Consider the following 18,712-nt stretch of genomic DNA (forward strand, 5'->3'; position numbering starts at 1 on the left):
GTTTCGGTGTCTTGCGCTGCCCGAATATGGCGCCGATTCCCCGCTGGAGTGGCAACCGTCGCCTGGCTTGGGCCGTGCGGGCGCGCCTGGCGGATCTGCGTTGCGCGGTTTGACGGCCACGGCACGGTGTCCGTTTCAAAAAGCCGCGCGCACGGGTAACAAAATGGCGCTATTTCCTTGCAAATCGGGTGTAGGGATGGCACCCGTCTGGGCCAGACCCTGCCCAGGCCCTGCACTGGGGAAATGCTGACCGGAGGAGTTCCCGATGCCCGATCTTCGTTCCAAGACATCCACCTTTGGCCGCCGCATGGCCGCCGCCCGCGCGTTGTGGCGTGCGACCGGTATGAAAACCGGTGATTTCGGCAAGCCGATCGTGGCGGTGGTGAACTCGTTCACCGAGTTCGTGCCGGGGCATGTCCATCTCAAGGACATGGGGCAGTTGGTGGCGCGCGAGATCGAGAATGCCGGCGGTGTGGCCAAGGAGATGAACACCATTGCCGTGGATGACGGCATTGCCATGGGCCATGACGGGATGCTTTATTCGCTGCCTTCCCGCGAGGTGATCGCGGATAGTGTGGAGTATATGGCCAATGCCCATTGCGCCGATGCGCTGGTGTGCATTTCCAACTGTGACAAGATCACGCCAGGCATGTTGATGGCCGCCATGCGGCTGAACATCCCTGCCGTGTTTGTCTCGGGCGGGCCGATGGAGGCGGGCAAGGTCATTCTGAAGGATGGCGAGCACAAGGCCGATCTGGTGACGGCCATCGTGGGCGCCACGGATGAAGACCGCAGCCAGGAAGAGGTGGACAAGCTGGAGCGGTCGGCCTGTCCGACCTGCGGGTCGTGTTCGGGCATGTTCACGGCAAACTCGATGAACTGTCTGGCCGAGGCGCTGGGGCTGGCATTGCCGGGGAACGGTTCGTTGCTGGCGACCCATTCCAAGCGCGAGGCGCTGTTCAAGGAAGCCGGGCGCAAGGTGGTGGAACTGTGTGACCGCTGGTACAAACAGGACGACGAAACCGCGCTGCCGCGCGGCATCGCGACCTTCAAGGCGTTCGAGAATGCCATGGCGCTGGACATTGCCATGGGTGGGTCGACCAACACGGTGCTGCATCTGCTGGCGATTGCGCATGAGGGCAAGGTGGATTTCACCATGGCCGACATGGACCGGCTGAGCCGCCAGATCCCGCATCTGTGCAAGGTGGCGCCGTCGACGCCCGAATATCATATGGAAGACGTGCACCGCGCCGGGGGGATCGCGCGAATTCTGGGCGAGCTGGACCGCGAAGGCAAAATCCACCGCGATTGCGCAACGGTGCATGAACGCACGGTGGGTGATTTCATCGACAAGTGGGACGTACGCCGCGAGACCGCGGGCAACGAGGCGCACGATATGTTCATCGCGGCGCCGGGCGGTGTGCGCACCACCCAGGCCTTTAGCCAGTCGCGCATGTATACCGAACTGGATCTGGATGTCGAAGACGGCTGTGTGCGCGATTTCGAACATGCCTATTCCGAAGAGGGCGGATTGTGTGTGCTGTTTGGCAACCTGGCGCAGCAGGGTTGTATCCTGAAGACCGCCGGTGTCATCAAGGATATGTACGAGTTTACCGGCAAGGCCGTTGTGTTTGAAAGCCAGGATGACGCGGTGGAGGGTATTCTGGGTGGCAAGGTGCAGCCCGGATCGTTTGTGGTGATCCGCTATGAGGGGCCAAGGGGCGGGCCGGGGATGCAGGAGATGCTGTACCCCACTGCCTATCTGAAATCCATGAAGCTGGACAAATCCTGTGCGCTGATCACCGATGGGCGTTTTTCGGGCGGGACGGCGGGGCTGTCGATCGGGCATGTGTCGCCGGAGGCGGCGGAGAAAGGGATCATCGGTCTGGTTCAGGATGGTGACACGATCCGCGTGTCGGTGCCCGAACGCCTGATCCATCTGGATGTGTCGGACGAGGAACTGGAGCGCCGCCGTGTCGCGCATCCGCAGGCGGATCGCAGGACATGGAAGGCCGAGGGGCGTCCGCGCGCGGTATCGACCGCGTTGAAAGCCTATGCGGCGCATGTGGCCAATGCCTCTTTGGGGGCGGTGCGGATCGTTGACGAAGACGAGTGACTTTGCCGGATCGGGGAAGTAGCGGGGCCGCGTTCGCGGCCCCGTTTCTCATTGCAGGGGCCAGCCCCTCTTGAGCCTGACGGCTCAATTCACCCCGGGATATTTTCAGCCAAAAGAAGACAGGGCGATCGGCGCGAAGGCGGCGGTGAGACCCTGACCGCCGCCGATCCCGATCATCGCCATGGCCAGGGCGTTGCCGGGGGCTGGCTGGCGGATCAGTTGCGAGAACAGGCGGGTGACGAGGATCGCGCCGGACGCACCGAACGGGTGGCCCAGTGCGATGGCGCCGCCTTGTGGGTTGGGCAGCGTGTCGGGCAGGCCAAGTTGATCGAGACAGGCCAGAACCTGAGCGGCGAAGGCCTCGTTGAATTCCAGGTGGGTGAGGCTGTCAAGCGACAGATCCGGGCGGTTGCCCAGCAGTTTGCGGGTCGCGGCAACTGGTCCGATGCCCAGCAGGTTGGGATCGACACCGGCTGTGGCGGCATCGATAAAGGCCAGAGCGCGGGTGTGGCCCAGAGCGCGCGCGCGTGACGCGGAGGTGACGACCAGCGCCGCGGCGCCGTCGTTCAGCGGGCAGGCATTGCCAACCGTCACGGTGCCGCCGGGGCGGAAGGCCGGGCGCAGGCGTGCGAGGCGGGCGGCGGTCATGTCCGCGCGGATGCATTCGTCGATTGTCTGTGCGTTGATGGGAACGATTTCGCCGGCAAAGGCCGCTGCCGCCTGAGCGGCGGCGGCGCGGGATTGGGATTGCAGGGCGAAGCTGTCCTGGCGTGCGCGCGATATGGCGTAGTGCGCGGCGACGTTTTCGGCGGCCAGGCCCATGTCGGGATCGCCGATGGCGTTCGGAGCAAAGCGGGCGCGGGCATAGCTGTGGTCTGGCAGGTGTTTCGTGGCGGGCAGGCGCCGCAGGGGCGCGCGGCTTTGGCTTTCGACGCCGCCGGCTAAGTAGGTCTGCCCCGCCCCGGCGGCGATCATGTGGCAGGCCTGAATGACCGCCTGAAGGCCGGAGCCGCACTGGCGGTCTACGGTCAGGCCGGGGACAGTGTCCGGCCAGCCCGCCTGCAAAAGCGACAGCCGGGCGACATTGCCGCCCGGCCCGGCGGCATTGCCCAGGATCACGTCGTCGATCCGATCGGGCGCGATCCCGGCGTCCCGGAGAACGGCGCTCAGAACTGGGGCGGCGATGTCTTCGATATCAAGACCGGCAAACATGCCGCCGGCGCGTCCGATGGCGCTGCGGCGGGCGGCGATGATGACGGGTTGGCGTTCAGGCGGCAAGTGAAACAAGGCGGTCGTCCCCCAGATCAAGCCAGCTCTGAAGCGCGGCGCGGTCGGGTTTGCCCGAGCTGGTCAGGGGCCAGTGAGCGACGCGGTAGAACCGGCGGGGCAGTTTGTAGCGCGGCAGGTGCAGAGCCAGCCGGGCGCGGATTTCATCAAGTGGCGTGGTGCCCTGGACAAGCGCGACAACCTCCTGCCCGCGGGTGGGATGGGCATGGCCCAGCACCACGGCACCCGACAGGCCCGGCACCTGCGCCAGCGCGGTTTCGATTTCCTGCGGATAGACATTGTGGCCCGAGGTGATGACCATGCCGCCCTCGCGCCCCAGAAGCGAGAGGCTTCCATCGGTGTTCAGGCGCCCCACGTCGCCCACCGTGGCCCATGGACCTTCGCGGCGGAATCCGCTGTTGTGACCGCCCCAGAGATAGCCGTCGATCGCCAGATCCCCGCGCACGAAGATCGTGCCGGGGTGGCCCTGGGGGACTTCGCGGCCATTCTGCCGGATCGACAGGGAAACATGCGGAAACGGGTGGCCAACGCTATGGGCGGGGGCCGAGGAGCTGTGCGGGCCATGGGTGTTGACCGACACGAACCCCAGTTCGGAGGCACCGTAATATTCGTGAACACGGGCACGGGGAAAGTAATGGCGGGCCTTGTCCAGCAGGGCGGTATCCAGCTTGGCCCCGGCGGTGGTGATTTCCGCGATGTGATCCAGCGGATCGCCATGGGCCAGCGCGCCCAGCAGGGTGGGCACCGCCACGATGCGGCGTGTTTCGCGCAAGGCGCGCTGTGCACTGGCGAGATCGAAGCGGGTGACGGCATGGAACGCGGCGCCAAGGTCAAGCGTTTCGGCCATGGCATAAAGCGAGATACCGTGGGCCAGAGGGCCGGGGGCGAAGGTGTGGCTGTGTTCGGTCAGGGCAAAGGCCGCGCGCGAGGCATCGAGCGAAGCGCGCCATGACTGGCGCGCGCGGGCAAAGGCCTTGGGCCGGGAGGTGGTGCCGGAGGTGAAGCCAACAAGGAACGTATCGGCGGGCTGGGTCCACGGGATGGGCGTGGGGGCCGCTAAAAACGCGTCGAACGCGCCGGTATCCACGGGAATGGCGGGAATATTCAGGCGGGTGGCCGCGTCAATCAGAGCGGACTGTGAAGACAGGCAGAACAGGATATCTGCCGACAGGCGCGCAAGCATTGCTTGTTGCAGGGCGTCGGGCCAGTGCGGATCAAGCAGCGCGACGGAATGTGGGGTGGCAAGGGCTGTTGTGAGCAGGGGTGCCGCGGCCGGGTGATTGCCGACGCAAACGGCAAAAAGCCGCGCGTCAGCGGGCAGCGAGACCTGTGGGCGGTCACGTGTCGGCAGGGCCGCAAGCGCGCCGTGCAGCCGGGTGATGCGATCCCGAAGGGCGCCGTAGGTCAGGCGCGTGCCGGAAATGTCGAACGCCAGCGCATCGGGGCGCTGGCGGGCATGCATGTCTATCGCGTTGCGTAGGGGCAAGCGGTGTCCTCAGAGATTGGGAAAGGCCCGGCGCAGGCCCCGGGCAATCATAGTTGCCAATACCACTTTGACAAGATCACCCGGAATATAGGCAACCATGATGGCCATGGCCTTGGTCAGGCCCAGCTTGCCGACAAGGGCCATCCAGGGGATGCCGATCGCATACATCACGACAATCCCACCCAAAGCGATGTACAGCGCCATGGTGACAAAGCTGGCGCCACGGTCGCGGCCCAACAGCCAGCCGATGAACGCGGCGCTGAGCGGCCAGGCCAGAAGGAAACCGCCCGAAGCGCCGAAGAACACGCCGATGCCGCCGCGCCCCCCGGCCAGAAGCGGCAGACCGACAGCCGCAAGCGCGATGAACAGCAAAAGCGCAAACCCGCCCCGCCGCGCCCCGGCAACGGCACCGGCCAGCATCACGCCCAGAGATTGCGCGGTGATCGGCGGCAGGCCCAGCCCGGCAAAGGCAATCGGGGGCATCAGCCCCAGGGCGGCGGTAAGGGCGGCAAAGAGCGCGATGTAGACGATGCTTTTGGTGTCCATGATGTTCCCCGGTTGGAAGTCAGTTGGCGGGTCTCGTAGAAACATGAGCGCAACCGGGCAAGTGAAATCGCTGAAAAACGGTGAGATTCAGGGACGATATCCCCGGGATTCGATAGCATCCGAAATATCGTCCGCCATCTTGAGCGTGCGGATGGCCACCGGCATGGCCACGGCGATGACGGATCGTTCCAGGCCACGGGCCTTTTGCGCTTCGCGCACGTCGGCGGTGATCTGGGCCAGCACCGGGATGAAACGCAGCGCCAGCGAGATCGCAAGGCCAATCTTTGCCGGGTTGGCGCCAATGGGTTTGAGGATGCGCAGGGCGCGGGTCAGCGTGTCTATCATGTCGCTGGAACGGGTGGTGAGGGTGACAAGGCTGGCCAGAAGGATCAGCGCGGCAAGGCGCAGGACGACATAGGCGGCCAGTTCCAACCCCGAGAACACCCATTGCAGAACAAAGAATATCGCGAAGATCCACACCAGCGGGCGCAGTTGGGCAAGGGCCTGTTTCAGGCTCAGCTGCGCCAGCAGATAGAGCGCCAGAACAGCCATGGCCGCCGCCGCCGTGAGAAGGAGGTTTTCGTTCAAAAACATGACAGTGGCACCAATCATCAGGGCCAGAAGCTTGGGCGCGGGGGGCAGGCGGTGCAGGACGGAGGTGCCGGGGGAATAAAGATCCAGCATCAGGACATCAGCCTTTGATAGGCGGGGATCGCCTGTGCGGGTGTGTCATCGATTGCGACGCGGCCGTCGTCGATGACGATGGCGCGGTCATAGCCCGCAATCACGTCAAGATCGTGGGTGACGTGAATGACGGTCTGTTCCAGCGCGTCCAGCGCACGGGCGATGCGGCGCCGGTTGCGCAGATCAAGCAGGGTGGTGGGTTCGTCCAGCACCACGATCGCCGGTTCCATCACCAGAACGCCCGAGATCGCCAGAAGCTGCTTCTGCCCGCCCGACAGCAGGTGCGCGGGGTGTTCGCGCAGCTCCAGCATATCATAGCGCGTCAGGATTTCGTTGACCCGCTCGGCAATCTTGTCCTTTGAAAAACCAAGGTTTTTCATACCGAACGCCAGGTCTTCCTCGACCACGGGAAAGACGATCTGGTTGTCCGGGTTCTGAAAGACGAAGCCGACCTTGCGGCGTATGTCCTTGCCGTTGTCACGGGTGTTCAGCCCATCGACGATCACGTTGCCGGAAGTGGGCAGGACCAGACCGTTCAGCAGGCGCGCAAAGCTGGATTTGCCCGATCCGTTGGCGCCGATCACGGCAATGCGCCGCTCTGTCAGGGACAGGGAAATGTCGCGCAGCACCGGACGGTCGCCATAGGCAAGGCTGACATTCTGGATCTGGATCATGTGCCGGTCCCGTGGCTTGTTTGGCCGCTCATAGCGCAAATCACGCAAGGGGTGAAGGCGGCACGGCACGGGTGTCCCGACGCCCTGAAAAAGGGCGTCGGTATCACGTCGGTATCACGTCGGCATTGCGACAGTGCCGATCAGGCCAGGCTGGGCAGCCAGAGCACGATGCCCGGGAAGGCCACCAGCAAGGCGATGGTCACGGCGTCGGCGATAAAAAACGGGGTGACGCCCTTGAACACGTCCTGCACCGTGAGATCATCGCGCACGCCGGCGACAACGAAACAGTTGAGGCCGATGGGCGGAGTGATCAGACAGAACTCGGCCATTTTCACCACGAGGATGCCGAACCAGATCGCGGCCATCGGCCCGCTCATGCCGAAAGTGCTTTCGGCGGCGGTCACGGCTTCACCGCCGTTGAGCGCCATGACGGCGGGGTAGACCACGGGCAGCGTCAGCAGAAGCATCCCGATGGCATCCATGAACATGCCCAGCACGGCATAGGCGAGCAGGATGAAGATCAGGATCAGCCATGGCGACATGGTGAGCGAGGTGATCCAGTCGGAGAACGCGCCCGGCAGATCGGCAAAGCCCAGAAAGCGCACATAGATCAGCACACCCCAGATGATGGTAAAGATCATCACCGTCAACTTGGCGGTTTCCAGCAGGGCCGATTTCAGCTCGGTCCAGCGCATCCCGCGATAGAGCGCCATGAGGAAGACGATGAACGCGCCCACGGCGCCGCCTTCGGTCGGGGTGCCCCAGGCGTCGCCAAAGGGGTTGTAGACAAAGAAGATGATGATCACCACGACGGCAACGATGGGCAGGGCGGGCGGCAGCGAAACAAGCCGTTCGCGCCACGTGAACCCGGTGACGGGCGGGCCCACGGTTTTGAACACCATGGCGATGCCCACGATCATGCCGCCATAGATGATGGCGGAAAACGCGCCCGGAATGAACCCTGCCAGCAACAGCTTGCCCACGTCCTGTTCGACGATGATGGCATAGATCACGAGAATGGCCGAGGGCGGGATCAGCGAGGCGAGCGTGCCGCCCGCGGCAACCACCCCGGCGGCGAATTGCTTGTTGTAGCCAACCTTCAGCATTTCCGGGATCGCGATCCGCGCGAACACGGCGGCGGTGGCAACCGAGGCACCGGATACGGCGGCAAAGCCCGCGGTGGCAAACACGGTGGAGACCGCCAGCCCGCCGGGCACCCAGGCGATCCAGCGTTTGGCGGCCTCGAACAGGGCGGTGGTGAGTTTGGCGTAATAGGCCAGATAGCCGATCAGGATGAATGTCGGGATCAGGCTGAGCGCCTGGGAAGAGACCTTGGAATGAGGCACCGATCCGGCAATGGCGATGGATTTGCCCAGCGCGCCGTCCCAGATTTCGCGGCGTTCGTTCCAGTAGAGGAACTTGTCTGGGGCGTAGCCGAACTTGGCCCAGAATATCCAGACCAGCCCGATGAACCCGGCCAGCGCGGCGGCAAAGGCCACCCGCATCCCCAGCACGACCAGCACCAGCATACCGCCCGTGACCCAGAGCCCGATTGTGATGTTATCCATTGTCGCTGCCTCCCATCTGCTCGGCCTCGGCCAGAGCCTGTTGTTCGATGCTTTGCACCAGCGGCACGGCCACCGGTGACGGCAGGTTCAGCACAAGCGCACGCCCATAGCCGATAATCTGGATGACCAGGCGCAGGCAGAGCACGGAAAAGGCGACGGGGACAAGCAGCTTGGAAGGCCAGATCGGCAGGCCTATGTCGATCGAGCTGTCACGTGAGCAAAGCGGGCGCGCGCAATCAAAGGAGCGATCGAAATGGGCCCAGCTGCCCATCACAAGCGCGATCATCAGCAGCAGGACGAGAACCACCGACAACAGTTCCGCGCCCCAGAGCGCACGGCCCTTGAGCCGGCCGATGATCATGTCCATGCGGATATGGCTGCCGTCGCGCTGGACATAGGCGATGCCCATAAAGGCGATCAGCGGCATCAGCGACTCGATCCAGTCGACATAGCCGGAAAGCGGAGAGGCAAAGAATTTGCGCCCGCCGACCGAGTAGGCGGCCAGAAACATCAGGCTGAACACGGCAAGGCCGCTGAACAAGGCAAAAACCCGTTCCAGTTTGAGCAGATGTCGGTCCAGACGGCTGAGCAGGCTGGAATCTTCGAGTACGGCAGAGGCCCCGGCCATGTCGGTCTCCCTTGTTCATGCAAAACGGCCCCGGGTCATGCCGGGGCCGCTGCGTGTTTCCGTCAGGTCAGTTGCTGGCGCGAACGTCGGCGAGCGTTTTGACGACGAGGTCATACAGCTCTTGTCCGGGCAGGCCCTGGGCCTCCATGTCGGCAATCCAGGCCTCCCGGATCGGATCCGCCGCCTTGGCGCGGAACTCGGCGATCACGGCGGGGTCAAGCTCGACCTTTTCAACGCCTTTCTCGACCAGCACGTCATCCCATTTCTTGAGCAGTTCGCCGTAGTTGGCAAGATAGTAATCCAGCGCCTCGGGAACGGAACTGTCAAGTGCGGCGCGATATTCATCGGGCAGCGCGTCATACGCATCGATATTCACCACCACAGGGCAGTTCACGGTGCCGGGGTTCAGGTTGGCTGTCCACCAGTCGGCCTGGTTGATCGTGCCAAAGGACAGATGCGCGTGCTGGGCAAAGGCCACGGTGTCGACCACGCCGCTTTCCATCGCCTGGTAGGCTTCGGTTGCGGTCACGGAGGTGGGCACGGCGCCCACGGCCTCGAACGCCTGGCCGATCCCGCCGGTGGCGCGTACGCGCATACCTTCGAAATCCGCCAGTGTCGTGCGGGGTTCACCGGTGCCGACGAGGTTGTATTGCGGCATGGGCGAGGTCATCAGCAGCTTGGCGTTCCACTGTTCCATTTCCTCGGTCGCAGCCGGGTGGGCATAGACCGCGGATGAGACGGCGACCTCTTCCTGAAGGTTGGAAACACCCAGGAAGGGCAGTTCCAGAACGGTGATCACCCGGTTCTTGTCGCGGTGGTAGCCGGCGCAGAACTGGGCCATTTCAAAGGCGCCGATCGAGATGCCGTCAAGGTTTTCGCGGTTCTTGGACAGGCCGCCATAGCTGATGTTCAGGGTAAATTCGCCGCCGGTCTTTTCGCTGACCAGTTCGGCCAGTTTTTCGATATGTTCGGTAAAGGCGCGGCGTTTGCCCCAGACGGACACGTTCCATTCAACCGCCATGGCCTCGGTCGCAAACCCAAGCGCAAGCGCCGCCACGGCGGCGCGTCCCAGAATAGTCTTCATGTTTTCCTCCCGTTGCGCGGCTTTTGTGCCGCGTCCGGGGATCAGCCTAGCCCACCAACGGGCACCTGTGTAGTCCGTATTTGTTGGTATGCGAACCGGTTGACGCGATTGCCCATGGTTCAGGCCGTTTTTGCTGTCAGTTGGGGCAGGCCGCCGATCTCGCCGATCAGGGGCAATAGCGCCCCGACCCCGTCGCCGTGGCGCAGGGATGTGAACACAAAGGGGCGCCCGGCGCGCATTCGGGTGGCGTCGCGCTGCATCACATCAAGCGAGGCGCCGACATGCGGGGCCAGATCGGTCTTGTTGATCACCAGAATGTCGGAGCGGGTGATGGCGGGGCCGCCCTTGCGGGGGATTTCTTCGCCCGCGGCCACGTCGATGACGTAGATTGTCAGATCGGCGAGTTCGGGGCTGAACGTCGCCGACAGGTTGTCGCCGCCGCTTTCGATCAGCACCACGTCGAGATCGGGGAAGGTTTGCGTCAGTTCGGCAATGGCGGCGAGATTGATGCTGGCATCCTCGCGGATGGCGGTATGCGGGCAGCCGCCGGTTTCCACACCCTTGATGCGGTCCAGCGGCAGAACCTGGCGGCGCATCAGTTCCTCGGCATCTTCGCGGGTGTAGATGTCGTTGGTGACGACGGCGATGGACAGCCGGTCGCGCAGTGCCAGACACAGCGCGGCGGTGAGGGTGGTTTTCCCGGCGCCGACGGGGCCGCCGATGCCGATGCGAAGTGGTCCGTTGGGAGATGTCATGAGCGGAACAGCCTTGAATACTGGGTTTCGTGGGTCATCGAGGCGATGTCGGCGGCGAAGGTGGCGCTGCCGATGGACTCGGGCGGTTGCGTGATCGCCTGGTCGGCGATGGTCTGGCAGAGCGGGGTCACGATGTGCAGGATGGATTGCCCGGCGGTCTGGCCCAGCGGCACCAGCCGGATCGCCGCCGATGTGAGGCTGGCGGCAAAGGCGTGCAGGAAGAAGCGGGCGGTTTCGGGCAGCGGCAGATCCATCAGGCCGGCCGCCCGGCCCACCGCGACAGGATAGGTAAGCGCCCCGGTTTCGGTGCCGAACACGTGCGAAGTGGTTTGGGCAAAGGCCATGCCCTGCTGTTCGGTTTCCAGCAGACGTTCGGCGCTGGGGGCCAGGGCGCGGGCCAACTCATCCAGCCCTTGCAGGCTGTCTTCGTCCGGCGCGTGATAGGCCGCGGCGAGCAGAATCACGTCATTGCGCCCCGCGCCATGTTCGAGAATGTCGCAGAGCCATGCCCGGAAGCTGCCGGTGTCGTGCACGGTACCTGTGTGAACCGCCCATTCCAGCCCGTGGCTGTAGCTGAACGCGCCCACCGGATAGGCGGGCGACAGCCATTGTGCCAGCGTCAGGACGGGATCAGTGGGCATGGGAATGGGAATGATCGTGGCCGTGGGTGCGCCCGTGGCCATAGGCGCCGCCTTCGGGGGTGAACGGCTCGGTCACGTCGGTCACGCCGGCGCCCAGAAGGATCAGCATCTCGCGGATCACGTGATCGGGCTGGATCAGCAGGCGGCCCGGTTCGATCTGGCAGGGGGTGTGGCGGTTGCCCACATGCCACGCGATGCGGGTGAGATCGGGCGCGGTAATCTGCAAGAGCGGTTCCGGCGCCGCCTGAACCTCGATCTGGCGGCCGTCGCTGAGATGGAGCACGCCGCCATGATCCAGTGACGTTGTCTTGGGCAGATCGACCAGAAACCGGGTGCCATCGGTCATCGCCAGTGTCTTGCGACGCAGGAAGCGGTTTTCATAGGTCAGGGAAACCTGACCCGAGACCGGGCCATGGGCATGGCCGTGATAGGCATGTGCGGTGGGCAGGGGGGCGGTCATGCGCGTGCCCCCCCGGCCAGTGCCGGAAATACCTGTGCCAGAGATACCCGTGTCAGAGATACATGTAGTCGCGGAACACGTGGTGCACGATCTGGTCGCGGGTGATGCCCCGTTCCGCCAGTTCGGCATCCGACATGTTTTGCAGTTTCTCGACCAGTTGCGCGCGGCTGCTGGCTTCGCTCAGTTTCACCACGGCGTTGCCAAACGCCACGAAAGGCGCGGCGAGAAGTTTGCCCAGCGACAGGCTGGAAGCGGAGTTGGTTGCGATATGTGCCATTTGGACCCTCGTATTGGAGTAAAACGTTGGTCCTCCCTTGGGGATGAATATGGGCCATTTTGATTAACATATGTAGGGCCATTTTGGTATGTCCGGTTTGTGTTGCGTGCAAGGCTTTGGCTCAGAACATGAAATAGCGCTGCGCCATGGGCAGCACCTTGGCGGGTTGACAGGTCAGCAGTTCGCCATTGGCGCGCACCTCGTAGGTTTCGGGGTTTACCTCGATCTCTGGCGTGGCATCGTTGAGTTTGAGGGCGGATTTGCCGATGGTGCGGGTGTTCCTGACCGGGACGGTTTTCTTGGCCAGGCCAAGCGCGGCGGCGATGCCGTCGTCCTGTGCGGCCTGGGATACGAAGGTGACGGCAGAGTTTTCCACCGACCGGCCATAGGCCCCGAACATGGGGCGGGAATAGACCGGCTGGGGCGTGGGAATGGAGGCGTTGGGATCGCCCATCTGGGCACAGGCGATAGTGCCGCCCAGAAGAACCATTTCGGGTTTGACCCCGAAGAATGCCGGGCTCCACAGTACCAGATCGGCGCGTTTGCCTTCCTCGATGCTGCCGATCTCGTGGCTCAGACCGTGGGCAATGGCGGGGTTGATCGTGTATTTCGCGATATAGCGGCGCACGCGGAAATTGTCGTTGGCGCCGGTTTCCTCGGGCAGGCGTCCGCGTTGTTTCTTCATCTTGTCGGCGGTTTGCCAGGTGCGGATCAGCACCTCGCCGACGCGGCCCATGGCCTGGCTGTCCGACGCGATGATGCTGAACGCGCCCATGTCGTGCAGGATGTCTTCGGCGGCGATGGTTTCGCGGCGGATGCGGCTTTCGGCAAAGGCGACATCCTCGGGGATCGACTTGTCAAGGTGGTGACAGACCATGAGCATGTCCAGGTGTTCGTCGACGGTGTTCACGGTGAAGGGGCGCGTGGGGTTGGTGGAGGACGGCAGCACGTGTTCCGCGCCACATATCCTGATGATGTCGGGCGCGTGGCCGCCGCCCGCGCCTTCGGTATGAAAGGCATGGATGGTGCGGCCTTTCATGGCGGCAACGGTGTGTTCGACAAAGCCGGATTCGTTGAGCGTGTCGGTGTGGATCATCACCTGCACGTCCATCGCGTCGGCCACCGAAAGGCAGCAATCGATGGCGGCGGGGGTGGTGCCCCAGTCTTCATGCAGCTTCAGCGAACAGGCGCCGCCCCGGACCTGTTCCTCCAGCGCGGCGGGCAGCGAGGCGTTGCCCTTGCCCGCGAAGGCGAGGTTCATCGCAAAGGCATCGGCGGTCTGCAACATGCGGCCCATGTGCCAGGGGCCGGGCGTGCAGGTGGTGGCCAGCGTGCCATGCGCCGGGCCGGTGCCGCCGCCCAGCATTGTGGTAAGGCCGGAATGCAGCGCGTCTTCGATCTGTTGCGGGCAGATGAAATGGATATGGCTGTCAAAACCGCCCGCGGTGAGGATCTTGCCTTCGCCCGCGATGACCTCGGTGCCGGGGCCGACGATGATGTCGACATTGGGTTGGGTGTCGGGGTTGCCGGCCTTGCCGATCCGGGCGATGCGCCCGTCCCGAAGCCCCACATCGGCCTTGTAGATGCCGGAATGGTCCAGGATCAGCGCATTGGTGATGACCGTGTCCACGGCGCCGTCGGCGCGGGTGGTCTGGGCCTGCCCCATGCCGTCGCGGATCACCTTGCCACCGCCGAACTTTACCTCTTCGCCGTTTGGCCCGGTCAGGTCGCGTTCAACCTCGATGATCAGATCGGTATCGGCCAGCCGCAGCCTGTCGCCGGTGGTGGGGCCGAACATGGCGGCATAGTCGGAGCGGGAGATGGTGGCGGGCATGTCTGGGTTTATCCTGTGGAAGCGATTGCGGCGGCCCGGGCCGGTTCCGAGGGACCGGAAACATAAACCACCGAGAATCGTTTGAGATGTTTGGAGAAGGCGGCTGTGTTGAGCACAAGCGGGAACACATGACCCGCATCAGTCTGAGCTTGAGGGATTCCGTTGGCGCCGATTGCGCTGTTGCATTCATGGCGAACCACGCCGGATTGGTGCGACCACGGCGCCACGCGGCGACCCGGTTCGCCCCTGACCCGCCCGGCCGGGCGGGGGTGAAAACACCGCCAGCCTCGGGCCGGGAGCGCGTTATTGTATGTGGGCGTGGCGGTCAAAGTTCGCCCATGACCTGTTGATTGAAACCGTATACCCGGCGCGCGCCCGAAAACGGGATCAGCGCCACTTCGCGGCGCTGGCCCGGTTCGAAGCGCACGGCGGTGCCGGCGGCGATGTCGAGGCGCATTCCGCGGGCGGCGGTGCGGTCGAAATCCAGCGCCGGGTTGGTTTCGGCAAAGTGGTAATGGCTGCCCACCTGTACCGGGCGGTCGCCGGTATTGGCGACCATCAGCATCGTTACGCTGGCCCCGGCGTTGAGTTCCAGCGTGCCTTGGGCCGGGAACAGCTCTCCAGGGATCATCGCCGACCCCAGAAATAGCCGACAAGACCGGCCACCGCGGCCGTCCCCACGATCAGGAACAACCAGAGGGTCTCGGACCCGTGGGGGTGCAGATGCGGACCGACATCGGCAAATGCCGGGGACGCGAGAATGGCAAGGGCGGGGGCAAGCAAACGGGTCATGTGGGTCTCCTTCAAGATGCTCGGGCAGAAGCCCGGGTCGGGGTTTAGCGGATCGGGTCGTGGACGGTGACAAGTTTGGTCCCGTCGGGAAAGGTGGCTTCGACCTGTACTTCGTGGATCATCTCGGCGATGCCATCCATGCATTGATCGCGGGTGATCACCTGTGCGCCTGCCTGCATCAGGTCCGCGACAGAGCGACCATCGCGCGCGCCTTCGACAACGGCATCGGTTATGAGCGCAATCGCCTCGGGGTGGTTCAGCCGCACACCGCGCGCGAGGCGCTTGCGGGCCACCTGGGCGGCCATGGCGATCAGGAGCTTGTCCTTTTCTCGGGGGGTCAGTTGCATGTCAGAGCATCCATGTACGGGGAAGATCGGCGCCGCGCAGGGCACGCAGGGCGGGGAGAAGTATCTGGCGCAGCGCGTGGCCGTCCTCGCCCAGCAGCCGGGCAAAGAGCAGGCCGTCGCGGATCAGGCTGGCGCCGCAGGTATCGGGCAGAAGCGCGCGCAGGGGGGCAAGTTTTGTGTCGGCGTCGGGGCCTGCATATACCAGCGCCGCCATGGCGCGCGCGCCGCCCGCCAGTCCGGGGCGGTTCAGCTGGGCCTGGATGTTGCCGGTCAGGCGGATGCGATCCTCCAACAGGAGGCGGCCGTCGCGGCGGATCGAAATCCGGTCCGTCAATCGGGCGCTGGTGACGGTTTCGCCCATGGCGGTGCGGCCAAAGATCATCGGTTCGACCAGCAGAAGCCGGGATGTGCCCTGCATGTCGATCCGCAAGGCGCGATCCAGCGCGGCCCCCTGATAGAGGATGGTTTCCTGCGGCAGCCAGTCAAGCCGCGCGCCGTCCTGGAGGCTCAGCCGGGTACGGATGCGGCCGGGAAGCGCGTCGTTGCTGCGATAGGCGCGCTCGGCGGCCTGTGTGGTGAGCGTGAGCGCGGTGTCGGGCCCGGCAATGGCGGCAACGTCAAAACGGTCGCCCCCGGTGACACCACCGGACGTATTGAGAAGAACGGCCTCGCAGCCCGGCGCATCCCGGCGGGGAAACAGTACGCGGCAGGAGCCGGAGAGGCGAAAATCGTCGAGCACGGTACGCGCGCCGCGCCGCTTGGTGCGGATCAGCGCGGTGCCGATGGCGCGGGGTTGTGCCGGGGCGTCCTGGGGCACCACTGGTATTTCAGCAAGAGCGGGAATGCGAAGTCTCCTTGGGTTGCGCAGAGACTGGCAGTCCCGTGGACAGCGCCGAAGGGTGGGTGCCGCATTTTTGGGCTGATTCTGGAGGGCGGGTTCATAATTTGGGCATCATTGCCGGGAGTGGTGAAAAAATGGGCAAACCGAGAAGCGCGGACCGTTCGGCAATTCCGATTGCACTTTGCCCGGGGCGCGCGCATTTTCCGGCCAAGCCGAATCGCGCCGTGGCGCGGGCGGTTCCATGATCACGCGACCCCGTTTTCCGAGGCGGAAAACGGACCGGAATTCAAAGGAATTCCGACGCCCCGCCGAAAGGAGACTGCCATGTCCTTTGATCGCTCCGTCAAGATCGCCCCGTCGATCCTGTCCGCCGATTTTGCAAATTTCGGCGCCGAGATTCGCGCCATCGAGGATCAGGGCGCGGACTGGGTGCATGTGGATGTCATGGACGGCCATTTTGTACCGAATCTGACATTCGGTCCGCCTGCGGTGAAGGCATTTCGCCCGCATGTGAAAACCTTCATGGATGTGCATCTGATGATTGCTCCGGTGGACCCGTATATCGAGGCCTATGCCGAGGCCGGCGCCGACATGATCACCGCCCATGTCGAGGCGGGGCCGCATATCCACCGCACCTTGCAGGCGATCAGGGCGCAGGGCGTCAAGGCGGGTGTGTCGCTGAACCCGGGCACGCCGCTGGAGAGCATTGAACATGTACTGGACCTGGTGGACATGGTGCTGATCATGACGGTGAACCCCGGTTTTGGCGGGCAGAAATTCATTCATTCCGGCGTGGACAAGACCCGCCGCCTGCGCCGGATGATCGGAGACCGTGAGATTCACATTCAGATTGACGGCGGTGTGACGACCGAGACCGCGCCGCTGGTGGCCGAGGCCGGGGCGGATGTGCTGGTTGCGGGATCGGCGGTGTTCAAGGGCGGCAGCGTGGGCAAGCCCGAGGTGTACGGGCAGAACATTCGCGCCATCCGTGCGGCAGCGCAGAGCGCGCAGTGACCGGGGAGGCGGGTTGACCCAAGCCTGCTCCGGGCTGGGTCAGTCGCGGATTTCTTCCGGGTCGACGCCCCAGATATCGGCCTTTTGCGCCCATCCCTTGTAACCGGCGGCGTTGAGGCGGCACCAATCCGGGCCGCATTCGCCCAGGCGCGCAATGACCCCCAGTTCAAGCTGTGCCACGGTTGGGGTATTGGTGTCGGGGCGCATGTTGAGCGGCATCATGTCCTTGCCGACGATGACCGTGCGCGCGCCTGACAGCAGTGAATAATGCACCCAGCCGCCAAAGCCGTCGATATCCCTAACCCGCCGCCAGTTGCTGAATTCGGCGGTGATTTCCAAGGGCATCCCCTTGCGGGTGAACACCCAGTCGATGCGGTGGGTCAGCGATGGGCCGCGGCGCACGTTGGCCTTGCTGGCCTTGAGTGAAACGTAGCGCGGTACAGGCAGGTTTGTCACCGACCCGCGTTCTTTTGATGACGACTCCTGCTCTGGATCCGCGAAAGCGGGTGTCGCAATCACCAGCATCAGCGCAATGGCCTTGCCCAGAAGCGATTTTCTCCTCATAGCGAACATCTTGCCTGATTTTCTGCCCAATCGTCCCGCGGGGTTCTTGTGCCCCGTCAGTGTCTCGGGCACTGTGGCATCAACGCGCCGAATTGCAAAGCACTGGGAGGCCCTGAATGCCAAAGCAACGTCTGAGTGTTGTCGTTTCGCGACGCTTGCCCGAAGCCGTGGAAACCCGGCTGTCGGAACTCTTTGACGTGACGTTGCGGGACGACGACACACCGATGTCGCGCGAAGAGCTGGTGGCGGCGGTCAAGGAGGCCGATGTTCTGGTGCCAACCCTTTCGGACAAGATCGACCGGTCGCTGATCGCGCAGGCCGGGGAGCGGCTGAAGCTGATCGCCAATTACGGCGCGGGGGTGGATCATATCGATGTCGCCACGGCACGCGAACGCGGTGTTCTGGTTTCGAATACGCCGGGTGTGTCGGCCGATGACACGGCAGACATGGCTTTGGCGCTGATCCTGGGGGTGACGCGGCGAATCCCGGAGGGGCTGCAACGGATGCAGAGTGGCAAATGGGACGGCTGGGCGCCGACGGCATTTCTGGGCCACCGGGTAAGTGGCAAGCGGCTGGGCATTCTGGGCATGGGCCGGATCGGAACGGCCGTGGCCCGGCGCGCGCGTGCCTTTGGAATGCAGATCCATTACCACAACCGCCGCCGCCTGCGCCCCGAGATCGAAGAGCAATACGAGGCAACCTATTGGGAAAGCCTGGACCAGATGCTGGCACGGATGGACGTGATTTCGGTCAATTGCCCGCACACGCCTTCCACCTTTCATCTGTTGAACGCGCGGCGGTTGAAGCTGCTCAAACCCGGTGCGGTGATCGTGAACACGTCGCGCGGCGAAGTGATCGACGAAAACGCCATGGTGCGGATGCTGAAAGCCGGGGATATCGCCGGGGCGGGGCTGGACGTGTATGAGCACGGGGCGGAGATACATCCCGATCTGCGCGGTTTGGCGAACGTGGTGCTGTTGCCGCATATCAGCTCGGCCACTCTGGAGGGCCGTACCGAGATGGGCGAGAAGGTGATCATCAACATCAAGACATTTGACGACGGCCACCGCCCGCCCGATCTGGTGGTTCCGGCGATGTTGTAGGTACCGCGCGG

General features: G+C 64.1%; 21 protein-coding genes. 3 read left to right on the forward strand and 18 right to left on the reverse strand.

The window, feature by feature from the left end:
* Positions 1–265 precede the first annotated feature (265 nt).
* A complete protein-coding gene (gene ilvD, locus I3253_RS15275) occupies positions 266–2,116 on the forward strand; it encodes a dihydroxy-acid dehydratase (protein ID WP_197918746.1) in 1,851 nt (616 codons plus the stop codon).
* A gap of 105 nt (positions 2,117–2,221) precedes the next feature.
* Here ilvD and I3253_RS15280 read toward each other — a convergent pair whose 3' ends face one another.
* From I3253_RS15280 to I3253_RS15360, 17 genes are all read right to left on the reverse strand, one after another.
* Entirely contained in the window at positions 2,222–3,403 is a 1,182-nt protein-coding gene (locus tag I3253_RS15280) for a thiolase family protein (protein ID WP_197918747.1), read from the reverse strand.
* The gene (locus I3253_RS15285) at positions 3,384–4,889 is read right to left on the reverse strand and encodes an AMP-binding protein (RefSeq protein ID WP_197918748.1); all 1,506 of its coding nucleotides are present in this window, start codon (positions 4,887–4,889) and stop codon (positions 3,384–3,386) included. Before I3253_RS15285 ends, I3253_RS15280 begins: the two co-directional genes overlap by 20 nt.
* 9 nt (positions 4,890–4,898) lie before the next feature.
* Positions 4,899–5,435 carry a biotin transporter BioY gene (locus I3253_RS15290; RefSeq protein WP_197918749.1) on the reverse strand — a complete coding sequence of 179 codons (537 nt, stop codon included), beginning with the start codon at positions 5,433–5,435 and terminating at the stop codon, positions 4,899–4,901.
* Between the two features lie 87 nt (positions 5,436–5,522).
* Positions 5,523–6,119, reverse strand: coding sequence for an energy-coupling factor transporter transmembrane component T family protein (locus I3253_RS15295; RefSeq protein ID WP_197918750.1), 597 nt, complete (start codon positions 6,117–6,119; stop codon positions 5,523–5,525).
* Complete coding sequence (locus tag I3253_RS15300; RefSeq protein ID WP_197918751.1) at positions 6,119–6,793, reverse strand: energy-coupling factor ABC transporter ATP-binding protein; 675 nt, start codon at positions 6,791–6,793, stop codon at positions 6,119–6,121. Before I3253_RS15300 ends, I3253_RS15295 begins: the two co-directional genes overlap by 1 nt.
* A gap of 140 nt (positions 6,794–6,933) precedes the next feature.
* Positions 6,934–8,361, reverse strand: coding sequence for a TRAP transporter large permease (locus tag I3253_RS15305; protein ID WP_197918752.1), 1,428 nt, complete (start codon positions 8,359–8,361; stop codon positions 6,934–6,936).
* Positions 8,354–8,989, reverse strand: coding sequence for a TRAP transporter small permease subunit (locus I3253_RS15310; RefSeq protein ID WP_197918753.1), 636 nt, complete (start codon positions 8,987–8,989; stop codon positions 8,354–8,356). The genes I3253_RS15305 and I3253_RS15310 overlap by 8 nt, the downstream gene beginning before the upstream one ends.
* Positions 8,990–9,056: 67 nt before the next feature.
* On the reverse strand, positions 9,057–10,073 hold the full coding sequence (locus I3253_RS15315; protein WP_197918754.1) for a C4-dicarboxylate TRAP transporter substrate-binding protein: 1,017 nt from the start codon (positions 10,071–10,073) through the stop codon (positions 9,057–9,059).
* 119 nt (positions 10,074–10,192) lie between these two features.
* Positions 10,193–10,828 carry an urease accessory protein UreG gene (gene ureG, locus I3253_RS15320; RefSeq protein ID WP_197918755.1) on the reverse strand — a complete coding sequence of 212 codons (636 nt, stop codon included), beginning with the start codon at positions 10,826–10,828 and terminating at the stop codon, positions 10,193–10,195.
* Complete coding sequence (locus I3253_RS15325) at positions 10,825–11,511, reverse strand: urease accessory protein UreF (protein ID WP_408647839.1); 687 nt, start codon at positions 11,509–11,511, stop codon at positions 10,825–10,827. Before I3253_RS15325 ends, ureG begins: the two co-directional genes overlap by 4 nt.
* Positions 11,459–11,929, reverse strand: a complete 471-nt coding sequence (locus I3253_RS15330) for an urease accessory protein UreE (protein ID WP_197918756.1) — start codon at positions 11,927–11,929, stop codon at positions 11,459–11,461. Before I3253_RS15330 ends, I3253_RS15325 begins: the two co-directional genes overlap by 53 nt.
* A 52-nt stretch (positions 11,930–11,981) precedes the next feature.
* On the reverse strand, positions 11,982–12,206 hold the full coding sequence (locus I3253_RS15335) for a DUF1127 domain-containing protein (RefSeq protein ID WP_197918757.1): 225 nt from the start codon (positions 12,204–12,206) through the stop codon (positions 11,982–11,984).
* Between the two features lie 121 nt (positions 12,207–12,327).
* Complete coding sequence (gene ureC, locus I3253_RS15340) at positions 12,328–14,040, reverse strand: urease subunit alpha (protein ID WP_197918758.1); 1,713 nt, start codon at positions 14,038–14,040, stop codon at positions 12,328–12,330.
* Between the two features lie 325 nt (positions 14,041–14,365).
* Complete coding sequence (locus I3253_RS15345) at positions 14,366–14,671, reverse strand: urease subunit beta (RefSeq protein ID WP_197918759.1); 306 nt, start codon at positions 14,669–14,671, stop codon at positions 14,366–14,368.
* Positions 14,668–14,832, reverse strand: a complete 165-nt coding sequence (locus I3253_RS15350) for a hypothetical protein (RefSeq protein ID WP_197918760.1) — start codon at positions 14,830–14,832, stop codon at positions 14,668–14,670. The genes I3253_RS15345 and I3253_RS15350 overlap by 4 nt, the downstream gene beginning before the upstream one ends.
* A gap of 44 nt (positions 14,833–14,876) precedes the next feature.
* Positions 14,877–15,179, reverse strand: coding sequence for an urease subunit gamma (locus I3253_RS15355; RefSeq protein WP_197918761.1), 303 nt, complete (start codon positions 15,177–15,179; stop codon positions 14,877–14,879).
* Between the two features lies 1 nt (position 15,180).
* Positions 15,181–15,996 (reverse strand): urease accessory protein UreD, encoded by an 816-nt coding sequence (locus I3253_RS15360; RefSeq protein ID WP_332255708.1) that lies wholly within the window; start codon positions 15,994–15,996, stop codon positions 15,181–15,183.
* Positions 15,997–16,344: 348 nt separating this feature from the next.
* On the opposite strand from I3253_RS15360, the gene rpe reads away from it, so the two are divergent.
* Positions 16,345–17,034: a ribulose-phosphate 3-epimerase gene (gene rpe, locus I3253_RS15365; RefSeq protein ID WP_197918762.1), complete on the forward strand. Its 690-nt coding sequence runs from the start codon at positions 16,345–16,347 to the stop codon at positions 17,032–17,034.
* A gap of 39 nt (positions 17,035–17,073) precedes the next feature.
* Here the strand turns inward: rpe and I3253_RS15370 are convergent, their stop codons facing one another.
* Positions 17,074–17,607, reverse strand: coding sequence for an SH3 domain-containing protein (locus tag I3253_RS15370; protein ID WP_408647841.1), 534 nt, complete (start codon positions 17,605–17,607; stop codon positions 17,074–17,076).
* 107 nt (positions 17,608–17,714) lie between these two features.
* Here I3253_RS15370 and I3253_RS15375 point away from each other — a divergent pair, with 107 nt between their 5' ends.
* Positions 17,715–18,701: a 2-hydroxyacid dehydrogenase gene (locus I3253_RS15375; RefSeq protein ID WP_197918764.1), complete on the forward strand. Its 987-nt coding sequence runs from the start codon at positions 17,715–17,717 to the stop codon at positions 18,699–18,701.
* Positions 18,702–18,712 lie beyond the last annotated feature (11 nt).

It is taken from the genome of Thiosulfatihalobacter marinus, assembly GCF_016019955.1.
Classification (GTDB): Bacteria; Pseudomonadota; Alphaproteobacteria; order Rhodobacterales; family Rhodobacteraceae; genus Shimia; species Shimia marinus_A.